Consider the following 17,581-nt stretch of genomic DNA (forward strand, 5'->3'; position numbering starts at 1 on the left):
CTTAGGTTGTCAGGAGTCAACAGTGACAAGAAATACCTGCACCTTTTCATTGAGCTGACGCAATTCCCATGGCGGGTTTAACACGGTGATATTTTTTACCCCCAATTTCTCCAAGTCTGCCACCGTATAATACCAACCAATATACTGCTCTGCTTTATAACGCTCTGTGTAGGCTTGCGCCTGCCCTAAGGTTGTTATTTCTTGTTTAACGCCAATTTTGCTAAAAAAAGAACTCTCTCTCTGTTCAGAGTGCAGCAAATACGCCTGTAATTGTGCCGTCATCTGACGCCTGAGCTCAGCCTGCTGCTCCGGCGGAAAAGCCTGGATTTGTGCTTCTAGTTGAGTGTCATCAAAGCTTTGGCTGGAGGCACCACCATGAAATCCTATCAGCGCATGCTTGCCAATTTTTTTGCTGACGGCGGCGGTAAAAACATAATTAGCACAAGACGACAGGCAATATTCTGCAACGGATAAATTGAGCCCGTGGCTGTGAATTAAATCACCGAAATCCATACCCACATTAATCTCGCCGCCTTTACTCTTGATATCAACCCATTTAACGGACTGCTTATGGTCTGAAAAAATACGCTTAAACTCTGCAAAGCCATCTTCTGTAAGGTCACCATCGTAACTCAGGATTTGAGTCTGGGCGTCATAGCTGACTTTTACAGGTTCGCTGGCAAGAGAATTTCCAGACAGAAATAACGATAACAACAGAACCGTTCTTAACAACATAAAAATCTTTTCTTAATCAGTGTGTCTTGGGTAGATAGGGTCAGTGACGTTGATAATTCTGCTAGTAACTTTTACCTACACCAAATCAATGCCACTGGCCCTATTGATTGGGGCCTGTGCCCAGAATGACGCGGATTGTTATAAGACATGTTATTTACCCCCCCAGCAAATTACGAAACACCCCATCGCAACTGGCAAAATTAAAAAATTAAGCGCTGTTTCCAACTGTTTTTTTATTAACGCGCAGATACCGATAATCGTGTGCACAGCAAAAATCAATGCACAGATCACGGCTATTGTAATTCGCTGCGTTGTGTATTCGACATCTGGAGAAAACAACATGGCTATACCAATCGCCGGCGTAAGTAAAACGAGGAACGTAATATGATGCGAGGAATCATTTATAAGTTTTATGTATTTTTCTATGAGGCTCATTACTTGACCTTATAACGCCCCAATTTAGCGTGACGACTGTGCACGCGGTTGGCGTCGGAACCAGTGCTGTTTGCTGGCGATAAAATTTAATTGCTATATCGCTTTTTAAACGACTCATAATCCTTTCCGGGCAAAGATACGACATTTTTAACTATGTATCTCTCGCTTCCGTAAGTAATGCTGACGTCCACAGAAACGTCTTTATGCTTGTTGACTTCGATGTCTGAACGATTAAACCCTTTTATTTCAGAACTTTTCATTTCGACACATGACGAAGCTAACTTTTCAGAGCTCTCGTAAAAGTCCAGGCAAACTTCAGATGCTTTGTGTCCGTTTGCATCGACTTCTGGATAAATTATTATGATCCAGCTATCGTCCCAAGAGTCACTTTCGCCATCTATTAAACGATGAAATCCTAATTTTTCAGCATCCTCAGCTGTCATCGTCTTTTCAGATATGAATACTGAAGTGGCCGAAGAATAGAAAGCCCACAAGACGCAAACAAAAAGTAACAGTTGTCTGTACCAAATCAATGCAACCAATCCTATTGATTAAATTAGCAACGATGGAGCTAAAGCCTACTGTTTTGCGCCCCCTGTTTAATTAACTTGTTAGCCTTAATCTCAATCAAAGTCTATATAGCCACCGTGTTTGCCACAGTGAATGCATTTAAAAATGTAGGCCGTCGGCGACCCATCAGCATCAAGAGCCTTAAAGAAACTTTCCCACTGCCCATCTTTCAGGTTGTAAGTTTTCGTTGATTCTTGCTTCAAGTACATTTCTAGCTCTAAGCCGTACTCTTCAATTTCTTTAAAACCAGCACAGCCAAGATAATTTGCACCATCATTACAGTGTGTCCACCATTGATCTTGCTGCCAACCTGTAAACCCAGGCGTTCGAAATGTTATTTCTTCCTTAATTTCAGGAGCAATATCATCCCAATCACCGTACCCACCAATACCATCGTAGTCGGTAAAATCTGCGTCAAATTTTTTATGTGCTTCACCGTTAGCTATACACCAAGGACAAATTGAGTCTTCTAACTCTTCTTCAGAGTAAGGTAGCCCACCGTATATATAGCCTCTTGATTCTCCGCAGCATACACATACCTTATCAGACTCTATTATTGAGCCTGACTTAAGTGGATCTGAATGATATTTAAACTTTGGGAGTTCCATATTTCTCCTTGAGGCTAACGCCCGCCACACACGCGAGCAACTTGTTGCGAGTCGAGGAAACCTCCCAGTTGCCGCAGTCCTCGAGTGCTACGCCCTGTTAGTTGCTAATTTTAATTAAGAAGAGCTTTTTGGGCTTTTGCGAAATAAGCCAAACCAAAATAGTCCCTCAAAAACAAAGCCTAAAATTATAAATACAAATACACCTGTTGAGTTGCCAAAGCTGTAGGAGCTAAGAGCAGCAATAACGAGTACAGCAAGAATTAAAAACCTATAAATTTTATTCATAATTTGTCCTTCATGTTTGACGGCAACTAAAGCCCGCCACAAACGCGAGCAACGTGTTGCGAGTCGAGCACCCAAAGGGCGCGTTTGTGCTGGCGCTTGTTAAGTGCGCACACTATAGAGACCAGCCATGTTGTTTTGCAATAATAGCGACCAAACGCGGAATATCTTGTTTTGCTGCAGCAATAAAATCCTGATCTGCAACAGTAGCTCCAGCCAGTTCAATATCATCGCTGGCCGTTTGTATGAAATTTGAACCAGATGAATGATCTCGCCCCTCTACAAACGAGACCCAAGGGCCATCAGTTGCAGCACTGCAACGTTCGAGAATGTTTTTAAGCTCATCTTTGGTTATATCCACAGCGTGATTTCCTTGCACACTTAACTATTTGCTAATGGACAGCCGAAACGCAGTTTAGGCTGTCCCGTGGAGGCCACGTTGTTTGTGGCCGGAGCGAAATTAAGCAACTTGTTATACATATAGACGTCAATACAGCACTTGAAAATCATTGTAAAAGACCAAAAAACACTCACCGTCAGGACAGCTATATTTCGCATTAAAATACTTATACCCATATTCATGACGAGAGTGGTAAATAGTGAAAATGCCTTCATTTCCTTCAATTTTGTAAACTGTCGCTCCGGTTTTTTCAGGGTATACCTTTATTACATGGCCAAGATGAGTTATCGGAAGCCCACCTTTAAATGCACTAATTACTTCTTGCTTTACTGAACCACTAACATCACCAACTATTTCAATAGCATAGGAACGGTAGCAATATGTTAAAAGTATGGAAAATACAAAAATTTTTATTAAATGTGGCATATTCATAAGTACGTATAACGCCCCGCGCATACGCGCGGACTTGTGAGCGTCGCAGGGGCCGCAGGCCCCGAATGCCGCGGTTTGTTATGTGTTTTTTTAAGCACGTTTAATACCCCAAAAATACTTTGTTAAAGCACATGCCGGTATTAAAAATGCCGACCATAAGACTGAAAATACCAACACAAATATCGGGGCTGATAATGCGCCACTCTCAAGTTCTAAATTAAGCAGCGTAGCTGTTACCAGCGATAACACTATACTCGCAAATGCCATCCGGTTTGGAGGCATGACGAATTTTGACTGAAGCCACTTAGCAGCCAATAGCCACATTAACCATGCTGGTGAAGCTGCCACTATCAGTAGAAAAATAACCAAAACAATATAGATAGCTATTTCCAACCTGATGACTCCCTACAGGCAATGTGCAAACACATAGACATAATGACTCCCCACGAGGTGCTGACCTCCGGGAACGTGGGTTAGCTTTGCAGCCAGAGCCATACTGTATTTGATGAAGATACAATACTGGAGGTCAGCGTGGTTAACAATAGCATAACTTTTATTGGCTTAGATACGCACAAAGAATTCTTTGAAGTGGCGTATCTGGAAGATAGCCGTGATGCAAAACCGGTCAGTCTGGGCCGTATTAACGGCACCAAACCGGCATTACAAAAACTGGTACGGCAATTTGAATCGAAATACCCCGGTTCCACATTGCACTTTGTCTATGAAGCCGGCCCCTGTGGTTACTGGATTTACCGCTTTCTCACCAGCCTAGGCCATTGTTGCTATGTGGTCGCCCCCTCACTCATTCCGAAGAAAGCCGGTGAGCGGGTAAAAACTGATAAGCGCGATGCGTTAAAGTTGGCCTTACTGCTGCGCTCTGGCGACATTGAACCTATTTATGTACCCGAGCCGGAAGATGAAGCGATGCGGGATTTATCCCGCGCCCGTGAAACAGCCATGAAAGATTTAAAGGATGCCAAATACCAGCTCAAGGCCATGCTGCTGCGTAATAACATCCGCTGTGAGGTGCAGGACAACTGGTCGGCCAAACACCTGCGCTGGCTTACTGAATTGATATTGCCGCCCCCTTCGCAGCAAATTGTGTTGCAAGAAGCCATTCAAACTATTACCGAGCGTATCCGCCGTTTAGAGCGGCTGGACAACGAACTCAGTTACCATGTTAAAAACTGGCGTTACTACCCTGTCGTTAAAGCCATTCAGGCCATGCGTGGAGTGCGCTTACTCGTTGCTGTTGGCGTTATTGCCGAGCTTGGTGACTTATCCCGTTTCGACCATCCCAGAAAGCTGATGAGCTATCTTGGGTTGGTTCCCTCAGAACACTCCAGTGGCGGCAAACGCAAGCAAGGCGGTATTACCCGCACCGGCAATACCCGCGCCAGACGCTTACTGGTTGAAGGCGCACATACTTATCGCTATGCCGCCAGGATATCAACAGAGCTGCAAAAACGGCAGGAAAGCCTGAGCAAAGAAATCGTCGATATCGCCTGGCAGGCACAACTTAGATTGTGCAGGCGTTATCAGCGCTTAATGAAACGCGGCAAGCACTACAACCTGGTGGTTACAGCCATTGCCAGGGAGATGATTGCCTATATCTGGGCGATAGCGCGTGAAGTGGTGCTGGCACCGGTTAACCCGGCAAAACGGTTATCCAGGGTGCCGGCATGAGTAACAGGTTAGAGTTAATGCATTGGATCAAGCATCGGGTGTGGCACAACCACCGACGGCGTTAGGATGGCATCAGCCTCACGGCTGTTGAACCTCGAACCTAGACTGAAGACAGGTGCCACGGCGGAACAAGTAAGGTAGGCTCTGTTAGCGAAAGCTGATAATCCACGAATACCAGCATGACAACCGACGAACATTACCTGCTTCATCTGGTGCATTAACTCGCTTTAACGGCAAAAGATGGTTCTTAAATGAGCAGGCTTTTACTCAACCTGCTTGACGTGGGGAGTCATACCAACGCCGCCAGCAAGCGCGGCTTTGCTGTGAAGGCGAAGCAGCAGCGGAAAAGACGTCGCCTTGACTGGCCTTGTTAGTTGCCAATTTAAACCTTACTCAAACAGTAATTTAAAAAAATTAACAGCTGCCCATAAGAATAAACAAGCAAGAAATAATGACAGGGACATGCTTACCCAGTATGAGAACGAGCTGTCATTTATATTTACTGTATTACCATACTTTAAATGCGCCACTCCTGATACGTAACTTTTATAGAGAATTACAAACATAAAAAAAGACATAATGCTGCTGCCAATAGCTAGAACTAGTATCTTGATATTTAACACTGACCACCTCTAGCAACTAACGCCCAAATTTAGCGCGGAAAGCCGCGCAGCGGGTTGACGTCGCAGCCAGCGCTTTTTGCTGGCGATAAAATTTGCTTGTTAGGGCCGACAACCACCTCAATCGTCCGAACCACTATAAATATCTAAATCTAAAACAATTTTAAGCTGGCCAAGTGCCAGCATGATTTCAGGTGACAAGCTCAAGCCATCATTGCAGTTGCCCATAAACAAGCCGCAGAACATATCAACTTTGTAGTTCTGACAAAGCCTTTCCCATACCGCTAAGTCACTTGTTAGCTGGGATAAAATTTCCGCAATCGGGGCGTTTAGATCTTCAGGCTCTCTCTTTTCAGCATGTAAATGCCAGCTACCTATTTTGGCAATCCGCACCTTTCCGCTGACTTTGCCAACCACTTCATCACCTTTCTTTTTACTTTTAGTCGCTTTAGCGCCAAGTAAATTTGATACGTCTTCAGGTATCAAATCTTCCCCGAAGATCCGGAGTGTTGCTTGTGAATATTCAAGTGCCCCCATTAAAGGCCCTAACAGCTTATTCAAAGGATCTAAACCCGCGAGTTGCGTGTTCAAGATCCTGCAAGTTACAAATTAGAGCTGAGTTTATTCTGCTAGTTAAATGTAAATCAAGAATTTTTATCTTGTAGCAATTTCGGCCTTTGCAAATCTCGGGTTTCAAACCCGCGAGTTGCAGATAAAAAACTCAAGCCCGATTACTGTTTATTTAATCAGTCATAATTTGCAGCCGTAGGGGTATTATTTATCACTACAACACTTAAGTTAGCGGTGCTAACCGCCAAAAAACAAAAAAGCCAGACACAAGGTCTGGCTTTTTCACATCAGTAAATAAATTTACTTATCGTGGTGTAAGCGCATATGCGGGAACAGGATAACGTCGCGGATTGAGGCGGCGTCGGCCAGTAACATTACCAGACGGTCGATGCCGATGCCCTGGCCTGCTGTTGGTGGTAAGCCGTGCTCTAATGCTGTTACAAAGTCTTCATCATAGAACATAGCTTCGTCGTCACCGGCGTCTTTCTGCGCTACCTGATGGCGGAAACGCTCGGCCTGATCTTCAGCGTCATTTAACTCGCTAAAACCATTGCCCAGCTCGCGGCCGCCGATAAAGAATTCAAAGCGGTCGGTAATTTCCGGGTTATGGTCGTTACGGCGTGCCAGTGGTGATACTTCAGCCGGGTATTCGGTAATAAAAGTTGGGTGGCGCAGCTTAGTTTCTACCAGCTCGTCAAACACTTCCATTAAAATACGGCCATGGCCATAGTTGGCTTTAACTTCAATACCTAAGCTTTTCGCCAGCTCTGCTACTGCTTCACGCGTTTCCAGATGCGCTTTGGTCAGGTCCGGGTTGTAATGCAAAATAGACTCGGTAACCGACATGCGCGCAAATGGCTTGCCAAAGTCGAACACTTCGCCCTGATACGGCACTTCAGTGCTGCCCAATACATGCTGCGCTAAGCCGCGGAATAACTTTTCGGTTAAATCCATTAAGTCGTTGTAATCGGCGTAAGCCCAGTAGAATTCCAGCATGGTAAATTCCGGGTTGTGGCGGGTTGATACGCCTTCGTTACGGAAGTTACGGTTAAGCTCAAATACTTTTTCAAAGCCGCCAACTACCAAGCGCTTTAAATACAGTTCTGGCGCGATACGCAAAAACATCTGCATATCCAGTGCGTTGTGGTGGGTTTCAAACGGACGCGCTGAAGCGCCGCCCGGAATCGCTTGCAGCATTGGCGTTTCAACTTCTAAAAAGCCTTCGTCGTTAAAGAAACGGCGAATGTAAGCCACAGTTTTGCTGCGCACTAAAAAGGTATGGCGTGACTGCTCGTTGGAGATAAGGTCCAGGTAACGCTGGCGGTAACGCGCTTCGTTATCGGTTAAGCCGTGGAATTTATCTGGCAATGGGCGCAGTGCCTTGGTTAGCAGGCGGATATCACTTAGCCATACCGTTAGCTCGCCGGTTTGGGTTTTAAATAAATGGCCGGTGGCACCAATAATGTCGCCTAAGTCCCACTTTTTAAACTGGTCGTTATATACACCTTCAGCCAGGCTGTCGCGCGCGACATACAGCTGAATTTTACCGCCCATATCGGCAATAGTGGTAAAGCTGGCTTTACCCATAATACGGCGCGTCATAATACGGCCGCCTAAGCTTACGGTAATTTTTTCTGCTTCCAGCTCTTCTTTGCTTAAATGGTCGTATTTGGCAATCACGTCGCTGGAGATGCTGTCACGGCGAAAATCGTTCGGAAACATAAAGCCGTCTTCACGCAGTGCGGCCAGCTTATGTTTGCGCTCAGCAATCAGTTTATTTACGTCCTGAATTTCTTCTTGTGGTTGCTGTTGGTCAGACATAGTGCATTTCCTGATTGAGGTCGAAGTTTTAGTTAAGTAGTTATTACAGGCCGGCTTTTAGGCTGGCTTCAATAAATTTGTCCAGATCGCCGTCTAACACCGACTGGGTGTTGCGGGTTTCAATACCGGTACGTAAATCTTTAATGCGCGAGTCATCCAGCACATAAGAGCGGATTTGGCTGCCCCAGCCGATATCCGACTTGGTATCTTCCAGCGCTTGCTTTTCGGCATTTTGCTTTTGCAGCTCAAACTCATATAACTTGGCGCGCAATTGCTTGTAAGCGTTGTCGCGGTTTTTATGCTGCGAGCGGTCGTTCTGACACTGCACCACTATGTTAGTGGGTAAGTGAGTAATACGTACGGCAGAGTCGGTACGGTTAACGTGCTGACCACCAGCGCCCGAGGCACGGTAAGTGTCGATACGTAAATCGGCCGGGTTGATATCAATTTCGATATCATCGTCAATCTCCGGCGAGACAAACACTGAAGCAAACGAGGTATGCCGGCGGTTACCGGAATCGAACGGGCTTTTACGTACCAGGCGGTGTACACCGGTTTCGGTGCGCAACCAGCCGTAGGCATATTCGCCGGAAAATTTAATAGTGCAGCCTTTAATACCGGCCACATCGCCGTCGGTTACTTCATACAACTCGGGTTTAAAGCCTTTATCTTCACCCCAGCGCAGGTACATGCGCATTAAAATGCTGGCCCAATCCTGGGCTTCTGTGCCGCCCGAACCAGACTGGATATCCAGATAACAGTGGTTTTGATCATTTTTGCCGGAGAACATGCGGCGAAATTCCAGCAGGCTCAGCTGTTTGTCTAAGTCGGCCAGCTCGGTTTTGGCTTCTTCGAAAGTTTCTTCATCGTCAGCTTCTACCGCCAGCTCTACCAGGCCGGCAACGTCTTCCAGGCCACTGTCCAGCTTGTCGATAGTGCCAACCACCTGTTCCAGTGCTGAACGCTCTTTACCCAGCGCCTGGGCTTTGTCCGGCGTATTCCAGATTGCCGAATCTTCCAGCTCGCGTGAGACTTCTTCTAAGCGTTCTTTTTTGCCATCGTAGTCAAAGATACCCCCGAAGCACATTCGTGCGTTCAGTAAGATCTTTAATGCTGTTGTACACCGGATTGACTTCAAACATGCTGTTAGCCGTAACCTTGAATATCGGGAGAAAAAATAGGCGTGGATTGTAGCAAATTTATCGCTGGCAGTGCAGCCATCTGTGGCGGATTTTTCCAGCTAGGTAAATTCTGCCGGAATTTGCCACAGTTAGCCAACTTGCAGCAAAATTAAGCCGCTACGCCTGAGAAAAGCGGAAAATCAACATAAAAACAGGCGCCAGCGCCGGTGTTGGAGCTAAAGCCAATACTGCCGTGCATCGATTCTGTCAGCTGTTTTGACAACGCCAACCCAAGCCCGGTGCCGCCTTTTTGCCGTGTATCGCTGCTGTCGGCCTGCGAAAAACGCTGAAAAATCGCGGCTTTAAAGGCATCGGCTATCCCCGGCCCGACATCAGTAACACTGATCCGTACCTGCTGCTGGTGCTGCTCAATCTTTACCACTACGGTAGCAGCATCGGGTGAAAACTTAATAGCATTGGATAGTAAATTAGCCATTACCTGAGCAAAACGCAGGCTGTCGACATTAATTAACAGCTGCTCATCACAACCTGTGCTTTGCAGCTGTAGCTTAATATCTCTGTCCCGACCGTATGGGCTGTTATCGACCACACTTTGCTGCACCAATGCCACTACCGGTTGCGGTTGCAACACTATCTGCATCATGCCAGCGGATAACTTTTCTATATCCAATAAGTCGTTAATCAGGCTGGTAAGGCGCTGGCAATTATTGTTTGCCAGTTGTAACAGCTGAGCGACCTGAGGAGGCAGCTTGCCGATACAGCCGGAATTGACCAGTGCTAAAGCGCCATTAATCGACGTTAAAGGCGTGCGCAACTCGTGGCTGACGGTAGAGACAAACTCATTTTTTATCCGTTCCAGTTGCAAACGTTCGGTAATATCCTGCGCCGACGCATAGAGTTTGCCGCTGGCGGGGTCGAGCACCGAAGACCATTGCAAAGTGATATAGTGGCCGTTTTTATGCCGGTAACGGTTACAAAAGCCGGACGTTACCCGTCCTTGCTGCTGCTCGCCTACTTCAACACCGGTACTGTTTAAATCATCCGGGTGAATAAAGTCGGTGTAGGGCCGGTTTAGCAGCTCGGATTCGCTATACCCGGTTACCCGGCTAAAAGCCGAATTAACCCGTTCAAAATAATTCTGCTTATTGGCAATGCAGAGAATATCGCGCGACAACGAGAAGAACTGCTGCAGCTCGCAGCGGGTTTGCTGCTGTTGGGTTATATCCTGTACTGAGCCTATCAGCCTTGCCGGTTCAGAGCCCTGCGGCGTGGTCCATTTTGCTACTTCATGTACCCAGCGCATACTGCCATCCGGCAGCACTATACGATGTACTACATTGTGTTCACCACTTTGCATGGCACGGGTTTCACTTTGTTGCACCAGAAGGATGTCGTCCGGATGCACCAACTGGTAAAACAGCGCCATACTGGGGACAAAGTGCAGTGGGTCAACGCCAAAGATGTCATACACCATTGGCGACCACCATAGCTCGCCATTGCTGACATCTGCCTCCCAAAAACCAATGCGGGCATTACGGCTGGCCATGTCTTGCCGCTCCAACACCAGCTGATATTCACGCTGCAACTGCAAGTGCCGGCTAAAGGTATGCACTGTGCTGGCTATCGATGCCATAGCAGCAATAAAATGCTGCTCATCTACCGACCAACTGCGTTGTTCGCTCACCTGCTCGACACAGATCACGCCGCCAAGCCCGTATTCAGACTGGATAACCGCATCTAACATTGAGCGGATGCCGGTACTTTGCAAGTAGCCGTCGTTAAACTCGGTTGTCGCCGGATGGCTGGCTACATCAGGCGCAGCAATCAGTGCATGTTGCTTTAAAGCATTGAAGTATTTCGGGTAGTTACTGCGCTGCAAACACACACCGCTGCTGTGGCTGTTAAGCTGGTATTGATATAAGTCGGTGCATTGCAGTACATCGCTTTGGCTAAATAGCCAGATACTGACGCGGTCTGCGTACAACGTCTTACTGATTTGTTTAGTAAGAAATTGCCAGGCCTGGCGGGTATCGTTGGAAAACAACAACGGCGAGGCCAGTATTTGGGCCTGAAGTGCGAGCAATTGCGGCCCCTGCCGCGCAGCGGTAGCAGCAGAAGTTTGCGTTGCAGCTGAAGTGGAATCCATTACTACGCCCTGAGAAATATCCTTATATTCAGCTTAAGGTTTAGCAGGGCGCAGGGGTTACAGCAAGGCTTTTGCTTTAGCCGGTTAAACGGCGTTCATATGCCGCACAATTAACTGCAAACTTTGCTTGTCGCGGTATTCGTTAATATCCAACTGATACGCCAGTTGCACTTTTTGTACGTTAACATCCGGCCAGGCTTTGTTGTCGGCATTAAACCAGATGGCATCTATCAGCTTGCCATCAGCTGTTTGCAGCATCATTTTTAAATGGCGGTCAGCCAGCATTTTTTGGCTGATCAGGTTAAATTCACCATCAAATACCGGCTCGGGAAAGGCCTGGCCCCAGGGGCCGGCGTTTTGCAGTAATTGGGCAAAGCCAATATCAAAACACTCTGCCGGCAACTCGCCATCGCTATAGATCACTGCTGTAAGCTGCTCTGCTGTCAGGTGTTTTTTTGCCGTTAAGCTCAGTGCTAGTTTAAATGTATCCAAGCGATCTTCACTGATGGTTAAACCTGCCGCCATGGCATGGCCGCCAAATTTTTTTATTAAGCCAGGGTACTGGCTGGAAATTTCTTCCAGCAAATCGCGGATATGCAGGCCGCTTATCGAGCGCGCCGAGCCTTTAAGCTCGCCCTCATCGCCCTGGGCAAACACTATAGTTGGCCGGTGAAACTGCTCTTTAATACGCCCGGCTAAAATACCAATCACGCCCTGGTGCCAGTCGTGCCGGTATAAACACAGAGCCTCCGGCAGTTCGGCGCCGTCAAATGACAGCTGGCTTAAAAACGCCTGTGCTTCTAATTGCATACTTTGCTCGATAGCGCGGCGCTCTACATTCAGGCTGTCGAGCTCGGCGGCGTACTGACGGGCTATGCCCAAATCATTTGCCAGCAGGCAGCTTATACCCAGCGACATATCATCCAGCCGGCCAGCGGCATTTAACCGTGGCGCTAAGGCAAAACCAAAGTCGCTGGCGGTCAGTTTAACGGCATTGCGGTTGGCGACATCAATCAGTGCCTGAATACCGGGGCGACACTTGCCGCTGCGAATACGCATTAAGCCCTGATGCACCAAAATGCGGTTATTGCTGTCCAGTGGCACCACATCGGCTACCGTACCCAGCGCGACTAAATCGAGCAATTCGGCTAAGTTGGGTTCGCTTAGTTGGCGTTCGGTAAAATAATGTTGCTCCCGCAGTGCAGCACGCAGTGCCAGCAGCAGATAAAAAGCGACACCAACGCCTGCCAGCGCTTTACTGGGGAAACTACAACCTGGCTGATTCGGGTTTACAATAGCATCGGCATTGGGTAATTCGTTGCCGGCCAGGTGATGGTCGGTTACCAGCACTTTAACACCGGCTTTTTTAGCCAGTGCCACGCCTTCAAGGGCCGATATGCCATTATCAACGGTAACTATCAGCTCGGCGCCCTGCGCTACCGCCAGCTCGGCCATTTCGGTCGTTAAACCATAGCCGTATTCAAAGCGGTTAGGCACCAGATATTCCACTGATTTAAAGCCCAAAGCACGTAAGCCACTGATAAGCACTGCTGTGCTGGTGGCGCCGTCGGCATCAAAATCGCCAACAATGACTAAATGCTGCTGCTGTTGCAGCGCATCAATTAATAACGCTGTGGCCGCATCGATGCCTTTTAACTGTTGAAACGGCAGTAAACAGCCTGCGCCACGTTCAAGCTCATTAGCATGCACTACCCCACGGCAGGCATACAGCCGTTTCAGCACAGGATGGGTGTTATCGGGTAATTCAGGTAATACGCCGGGTACTACCCGGCGTTGAATAAAGCGGTTTACTGCAGACATAAGCGGTTATTATTCCGCCTGCAGTTGGGCTAATAACGCCTTGGCAGGCTGATAACCGGGAATTAAACGCCCGTTGGGTAAAATAATGGCCGGCGTGCCGTTAATACCAAAAGACTGACCCAGTTCATACTGCGCTTTAACCGGGTTATTACACATAGTGGGTTTAACATCTTTACCGTCTTTTGCCGCGTTCATCGCGCCCCGGCTGTCTTTGGTGCACCAGATATGCTGCATTTGCAGATAGGTTTCTGATGTCAGGCCACCACGCGGAAATGCCAGATAACGTACGGTAATACCAGCGTCGTTATAATCTTTCATTTCATTGTGTAATTTACGGCAATAGCCACAGGTAGGATCGGTAAATACGTTAATGACGTATTTTTCATTTTTTGCTTTGTATTCGATAGTGCCGCTTTTATTTGCCGCCACCTGTTGCTGAATATAAGGCCGCATTAGCTCATCGTTAACCAGTACTTTGTTGTTTAAGTCGTAAATATTACCTTCAATAAAATACTGGCCATCTTTTGACGTGAAAAATAAGCCTTTATCGGTAAACACCTGCAACAGCCCGTCCAGCGGTGCCTCGGAGATGGCATTCACCGATAAATTCAGCATAGCAAACTGCTGCTTAACCTGGTTGTGCTGCGCATCAATGTCGGTGCTTTGCGCACTGGCCGCTGCGATAAATCCAAGGCTACATAACGCTGATACAAACTTGTTCATACTGTTTCCTGTTTTGCGCCTAAGGGCGCGGGTGATGTTGCTGATGCAGGCTTTGTAACCGCGCCTGCACGACATGGGTATAAATTTGTGTGGTCGATAAGTCGCTGTGTCCCAGCAACATTTGTACTACACGCAAATCGGCGCCATGGTTCAGTAAATGGGTGGCAAAAGCATGGCGCAAGGTATGCGGTGATAGCTCTGCCTGAATGTGCGCTACTTTGGCATAAAATTTAATACGGTGCCAGAAGGTTTGCCGTGTCATCTGCTGCGCACGGTTGCTTGGAAACACCACATCCAGCATCTGCCCGCCGAGCAACTGTACCCGCGCTTCGCGTAAATAGCGGGTCAGCCAGTGCGCGGCTTCTTCACCCATCGGCACCAGCCGCTCTTTCTGGCCTTTACCCACTACCCTTACCAGACCGTGCTGCAGGTTAAGTTGTTGCATCGACAGCTCAACTAATTCAGACACCCGCAAACCGCTGGCATACAGCAGCTCTAGCATGGCTTTGTCACGGAACTGAATAAGCTCAGTTAAATCGGGCGCATTAAGTAGCGCATCTACATCTTGCTCCGACAAGCTTTTAGGCAGGCTGCGGCCCAACTTGGGGTTTAACAGCTGCGTTAGCGGGTTTTCGGCAATTTTGCCACTTTGATGCGCGTAAGCGTAAAAACGGCGCAAACTGCTAAGCGCACGTGAGGTGCTGCGCGGGCTGTACTGTTTGTCATAACGCTGCGCCAGATAGCGGTTTACCAACATGCTGTCGGTGCTAAGCAAATGCTGGTTTTGCCCGGCGATAAAGGCGGCAAACTTCTTTAAATCGGTGCCATAGGCACTAAGCGTATGTTCACTGACGCCTTTATCCAGCCACAGCTGATCAAGAAAGGCACTGATAAGCTGTAAATCGGCCGCCTGGGGTTGCGCAATTTCTGACACGTTTTTTGATACTGTTTTTGCCATGGCATTCCGCCTGTAATACTGCCGCTATGTTAGCGCATAGCACAGTGCAGGCAAAGCCGGGATTTTGCCGGTGCTGCTATTCTGCTACACTGCGCGTCTTTACTGTTGGCGTTATGGTGTAATAAGACAGACATGAAAATCGGTTTATTTTATGGCTCTACCACCTGCTATACCGAAATGGTTGCAGAGAAAATTCAGGCATTAATTGGTGCCGACGCAATAGATCTGCACAATATCAAGCAGGTGCCATTAAGCAAAATGGCCGACTACGATATTTTAATTCTTGGCCTGTCGACCTGGGATTTTGGCGAAATTCAGGAAGACTGGGAAGCGCACTGGGATGATATCAGCGGCGTAGATTTAAGCGGCAAAATTGTGGCCATTTACGGCATGGGCGACCAACTGGGCTACGCCGAATGGTTTATTGATGCCGTGGGTATGCTGCACGACGCCATAGCGCCACAAAACCCGCAGCGCATTGGTTACTGGCCCACTGCCGGCTACGATTTTATTGCCTCTAAAGCCTTAACTGAGGATGGCACGCTGTTTTATGGCCTGGCGCTGGACGATGAAAACCAGTACGACTTAACCGACGCCCGTTTAAACGACTGGGTAAGCCAGATTTTGCAGGAAATTGCTGGCCTGCTCTAACTTACTACCTGCAGACGACGATAATGCTGTTTCAGCTTACGGTCGTTACAAGCCACCAGTTTCCAGCGTTCACAACCGTTAAAGCGGGCATAACCGGCGACGGCATGTTCAAAGGCGGCCAGAAAATCGCTGACGACATTGCCGGCGCTATCATAAGCCGCCGGCTCCAATGTTAAGCGCTGCAATAATAAGGTTTTACTTGCCCGGTCGGCTTTAACATCTACCCTGCCAGCAAAGCTGTCTGCCCATAAAACGGCCAGGCTGTAATAGCCATAACGGCGCTTTTCTGCCGGCACATACACTTCTATCTGGTAGTCAAAAGCAAACCACTGTTTAATTCTGTCACGTTGTATCAATAAATTATCAAACGGATTGAGCAACCACACCCTGTTTGATATTGGCGAGGGCACGCTAAGTTTAGTAGCAAAGTAGTAGGTTTTGTTCTGTCGGGTAAAGCTGCCGGTCTCCCCTTGTTCGCACATTTGGTCCAGCACAGGTTGCAGCAGTGTTTTGCTGTTTTTACGCAAATAGCCTATTTGCGCGACAGAGCCAAAGCCATGCGCCTGCAAAAACCGGCTGATCAGATAACGGGCAAAAGCAGTATCGTCCGGTACATCACAATTAACCTGCGCCGGCAATACACGCTCAGTCAGATCGTACACTTTGTGAAAATTATCACGGTACTTCACCATCACGTCGCCGTGCATAAAAAGCTGCTCCAACGCTTTCTTCGCCGGTTTCCAATCCCACCAACTGCCGCGACTGCGGCTGTCATCGCCAAAGTCAGCGGCCTTTAGCGGGCCTTCGGCTGTTATGCGCGCCAGCACCTGCTGCATCAAACCGGTATCGGGTTGGTGCCAGTGTTTATCTCCTTGCTTTAGCTGCTGCTTGCGGTACAGGCTGAAACGATAATCAGCCATAGGCAGGTATGCTGCAGCATGGGCCCAGTATTCAAACACCTCTGCCTGCTGTACCGCCTGCTCCAGCATTGCCGGCCGATAACTGCTTAGCCGGCTGTGCAACACATGATGGTGCGCCCGCTCTACCACATTGATAGAGTCAATTTGCACATAACCTAATTGCTGTACCAAAGCAGGCAACGATAACGCTGGTTGTATCAAGCCTTGCTGCTGTAACGCAATCCGATTCCACTCTGTAGCCGAAAAAGGGCTGTTGTTCATAAGTTGTAATCGCTGTCAGGAAATTTCAGATAAAAAGCGCCAAGCAAATGCTGATATTGCGCAGAGTAAGCGCCGTCGCCAGCATGAATAACCAATTGGCTTTCAAACGTAGCAACAGGCTCTGTGCTGCGGCGCAAACACAACAAGCTGCGCTGCGGTTTATCTGCTTTGCTAAACTCAGCTTTGCTAAACACGGTACAGCGCTGCGCTATCTGCCAGCCCTGCGCCAGTGCCAACTGCGTAAACGCCAGGCTGCCGCTGGCAGGCAATACCAACGCAAAGGTACCAGCATCATGCAGCAACTGTGCGGCTTTTTGCAGCAAAGCAGCAAAGGGCAAGCTGTCGGTGTGGCGCGCCTGCGTGCGCCGCTGATCAGGCGATAACAGCGATTGTTGAAAAAACGGCGGGTTAGATACAATTAAGCGGTAACGTTTGCCACTGCTATAGGTTAGAATGTCGCCCTTTATCAGCCGTATCGCGTTTGGCCATGGGCTGTTTGCCACATTCGCAGCCGCTTGTTCTGCCGCAGCAGGATCCAGCTCTATCGCGTCTATCGCATTGGCTCCCGCGGTACGCTGCGCTAACATCAGGCTTATCAGGCCAGAGCCGGCACCAATATCGAGAATATCGCCACCCGGTGGTGGCAGCGGTGCAAAAGCACCAAGCAATAAACCGTCAGTGCCGACTTTCATCGCGCACCGATCATGAGCAACATAGAATTTTTTACATTGAAAACCGGCTGACATCAGCACCTCCGCCACCAGTTTACGGCGAAGCGGGCGCAGTGTCACCGGGCAGGC

Annotated in this window: 19 protein-coding genes; 2 read left to right on the top strand and 17 right to left on the bottom strand. The window is 48.1% G+C overall.

The window, feature by feature from the left end:
- Positions 1 to 9: 9 nt before the first annotated feature.
- The 8 genes from AR688_RS09440 to AR688_RS09470 form a co-directional block, all read right to left on the bottom strand.
- A complete protein-coding gene (locus AR688_RS09440; protein WP_068232537.1) occupies positions 10 to 735 on the bottom strand; it encodes a hypothetical protein in 726 nt (241 codons plus the stop codon).
- Positions 736 to 885: 150 nt separating this feature from the next.
- A complete protein-coding gene (locus AR688_RS09445; protein WP_068232540.1) occupies positions 886 to 1,170 on the bottom strand; it encodes a hypothetical protein in 285 nt (94 codons plus the stop codon).
- A gap of 86 nt (positions 1,171 to 1,256) precedes the next feature.
- Positions 1,257 to 1,613, bottom strand: a complete 357-nt coding sequence (locus tag AR688_RS09450) for a hypothetical protein (protein ID WP_156420267.1) — start codon at positions 1,611 to 1,613, stop codon at positions 1,257 to 1,259.
- Positions 1,614 to 1,793: 180 nt separating this feature from the next.
- The gene (locus AR688_RS09455) at positions 1,794 to 2,348 is read right to left on the bottom strand and encodes a CbrC family protein (protein WP_068232543.1); all 555 of its coding nucleotides are present in this window, start codon (positions 2,346 to 2,348) and stop codon (positions 1,794 to 1,796) included.
- 114 nt (positions 2,349 to 2,462) lie between these two features.
- Positions 2,463 to 2,633, bottom strand: a complete 171-nt coding sequence (locus tag AR688_RS20335) for a hypothetical protein (RefSeq protein WP_197412190.1) — start codon at positions 2,631 to 2,633, stop codon at positions 2,463 to 2,465.
- 112 nt (positions 2,634 to 2,745) lie between these two features.
- Complete coding sequence (locus AR688_RS09460; RefSeq protein WP_068232544.1) at positions 2,746 to 2,991, bottom strand: hypothetical protein; 246 nt, start codon at positions 2,989 to 2,991, stop codon at positions 2,746 to 2,748.
- 126 nt (positions 2,992 to 3,117) lie between these two features.
- Positions 3,118 to 3,462, bottom strand: coding sequence for a hypothetical protein (locus AR688_RS09465; RefSeq protein WP_156420268.1), 345 nt, complete (start codon positions 3,460 to 3,462; stop codon positions 3,118 to 3,120).
- A 90-nt stretch (positions 3,463 to 3,552) separates the two neighbouring features.
- Positions 3,553 to 3,855: a hypothetical protein gene (locus tag AR688_RS09470; RefSeq protein ID WP_156420269.1), complete on the bottom strand. Its 303-nt coding sequence runs from the start codon at positions 3,853 to 3,855 to the stop codon at positions 3,553 to 3,555.
- Positions 3,856 to 3,993: 138 nt separating this feature from the next.
- Here AR688_RS09470 and AR688_RS09475 point away from each other — a divergent pair, with 138 nt between their 5' ends.
- The gene (locus AR688_RS09475) at positions 3,994 to 5,148 is read left to right on the top strand and encodes an IS110 family transposase (protein ID WP_068232552.1); all 1,155 of its coding nucleotides are present in this window, start codon (positions 3,994 to 3,996) and stop codon (positions 5,146 to 5,148) included.
- Between the two features lie 740 nt (positions 5,149 to 5,888).
- On the opposite strand, the gene AR688_RS09485 is transcribed toward AR688_RS09475, so the two are convergent.
- From AR688_RS09485 to xerD, 7 genes are all read right to left on the bottom strand, one after another.
- Positions 5,889 to 6,329, bottom strand: a complete 441-nt coding sequence (locus tag AR688_RS09485) for a DUF4279 domain-containing protein (protein WP_197412191.1) — start codon at positions 6,327 to 6,329, stop codon at positions 5,889 to 5,891.
- A gap of 309 nt (positions 6,330 to 6,638) precedes the next feature.
- Entirely contained in the window at positions 6,639 to 8,159 is a 1,521-nt protein-coding gene (gene lysS, locus AR688_RS09490; RefSeq protein WP_068232557.1) for a lysine--tRNA ligase, read from the bottom strand.
- 43 nt (positions 8,160 to 8,202) lie between these two features.
- Positions 8,203 to 9,301 (bottom strand): peptide chain release factor 2 gene (gene prfB, locus AR688_RS09495; RefSeq protein WP_156420270.1). Its coding sequence is split into 2 segments (ribosomal slippage): positions 8,203 to 9,225 and positions 9,227 to 9,301, totalling 1,098 coding nucleotides; the frame shifts between segments, so codons are not numbered across the junction.
- A gap of 148 nt (positions 9,302 to 9,449) precedes the next feature.
- A complete protein-coding gene (locus tag AR688_RS09500) occupies positions 9,450 to 11,447 on the bottom strand; it encodes a sensor histidine kinase (protein ID WP_068232559.1) in 1,998 nt (665 codons plus the stop codon).
- An 84-nt stretch (positions 11,448 to 11,531) separates the two neighbouring features.
- On the bottom strand, positions 11,532 to 13,268 hold the full coding sequence (recJ, locus tag AR688_RS09505; protein WP_068232560.1) for a single-stranded-DNA-specific exonuclease RecJ: 1,737 nt from the start codon (positions 13,266 to 13,268) through the stop codon (positions 11,532 to 11,534).
- 9 nt (positions 13,269 to 13,277) lie between these two features.
- The gene (gene dsbC, locus AR688_RS09510; protein ID WP_068232561.1) at positions 13,278 to 13,991 is read right to left on the bottom strand and encodes a bifunctional protein-disulfide isomerase/oxidoreductase DsbC; all 714 of its coding nucleotides are present in this window, start codon (positions 13,989 to 13,991) and stop codon (positions 13,278 to 13,280) included.
- 19 nt (positions 13,992 to 14,010) lie between these two features.
- Complete coding sequence (gene xerD, locus AR688_RS09515; protein ID WP_068232563.1) at positions 14,011 to 14,949, bottom strand: site-specific tyrosine recombinase XerD; 939 nt, start codon at positions 14,947 to 14,949, stop codon at positions 14,011 to 14,013.
- Between the two features lie 132 nt (positions 14,950 to 15,081).
- Here xerD and fldB point away from each other — a divergent pair, with 132 nt between their 5' ends.
- Positions 15,082 to 15,600, top strand: a complete 519-nt coding sequence (gene fldB / locus AR688_RS09520) for a flavodoxin FldB (RefSeq protein WP_068232564.1) — start codon at positions 15,082 to 15,084, stop codon at positions 15,598 to 15,600.
- On the opposite strand, the gene AR688_RS09525 is transcribed toward fldB, so the two are convergent.
- Positions 15,597 to 16,781 (bottom strand): winged helix-turn-helix domain-containing protein, encoded by a 1,185-nt coding sequence (locus AR688_RS09525; protein ID WP_068232565.1) that lies wholly within the window; start codon positions 16,779 to 16,781, stop codon positions 15,597 to 15,599. The genes fldB and AR688_RS09525 overlap by 4 nt on opposite strands.
- The gene (locus tag AR688_RS09530; RefSeq protein ID WP_068234079.1) at positions 16,778 to 17,527 is read right to left on the bottom strand and encodes a tRNA1(Val) (adenine(37)-N6)-methyltransferase; all 750 of its coding nucleotides are present in this window, start codon (positions 17,525 to 17,527) and stop codon (positions 16,778 to 16,780) included. Before AR688_RS09530 ends, AR688_RS09525 begins: the two co-directional genes overlap by 4 nt.
- Positions 17,528 to 17,581: the final 54 nt, after the last annotated feature.

Origin of the sequence: Rheinheimera sp. EpRS3 (assembly GCF_001513785.1) — a bacterium.
In the GTDB taxonomy this organism is placed as follows: domain Bacteria; phylum Pseudomonadota; class Gammaproteobacteria; order Enterobacterales; family Alteromonadaceae; genus Alishewanella.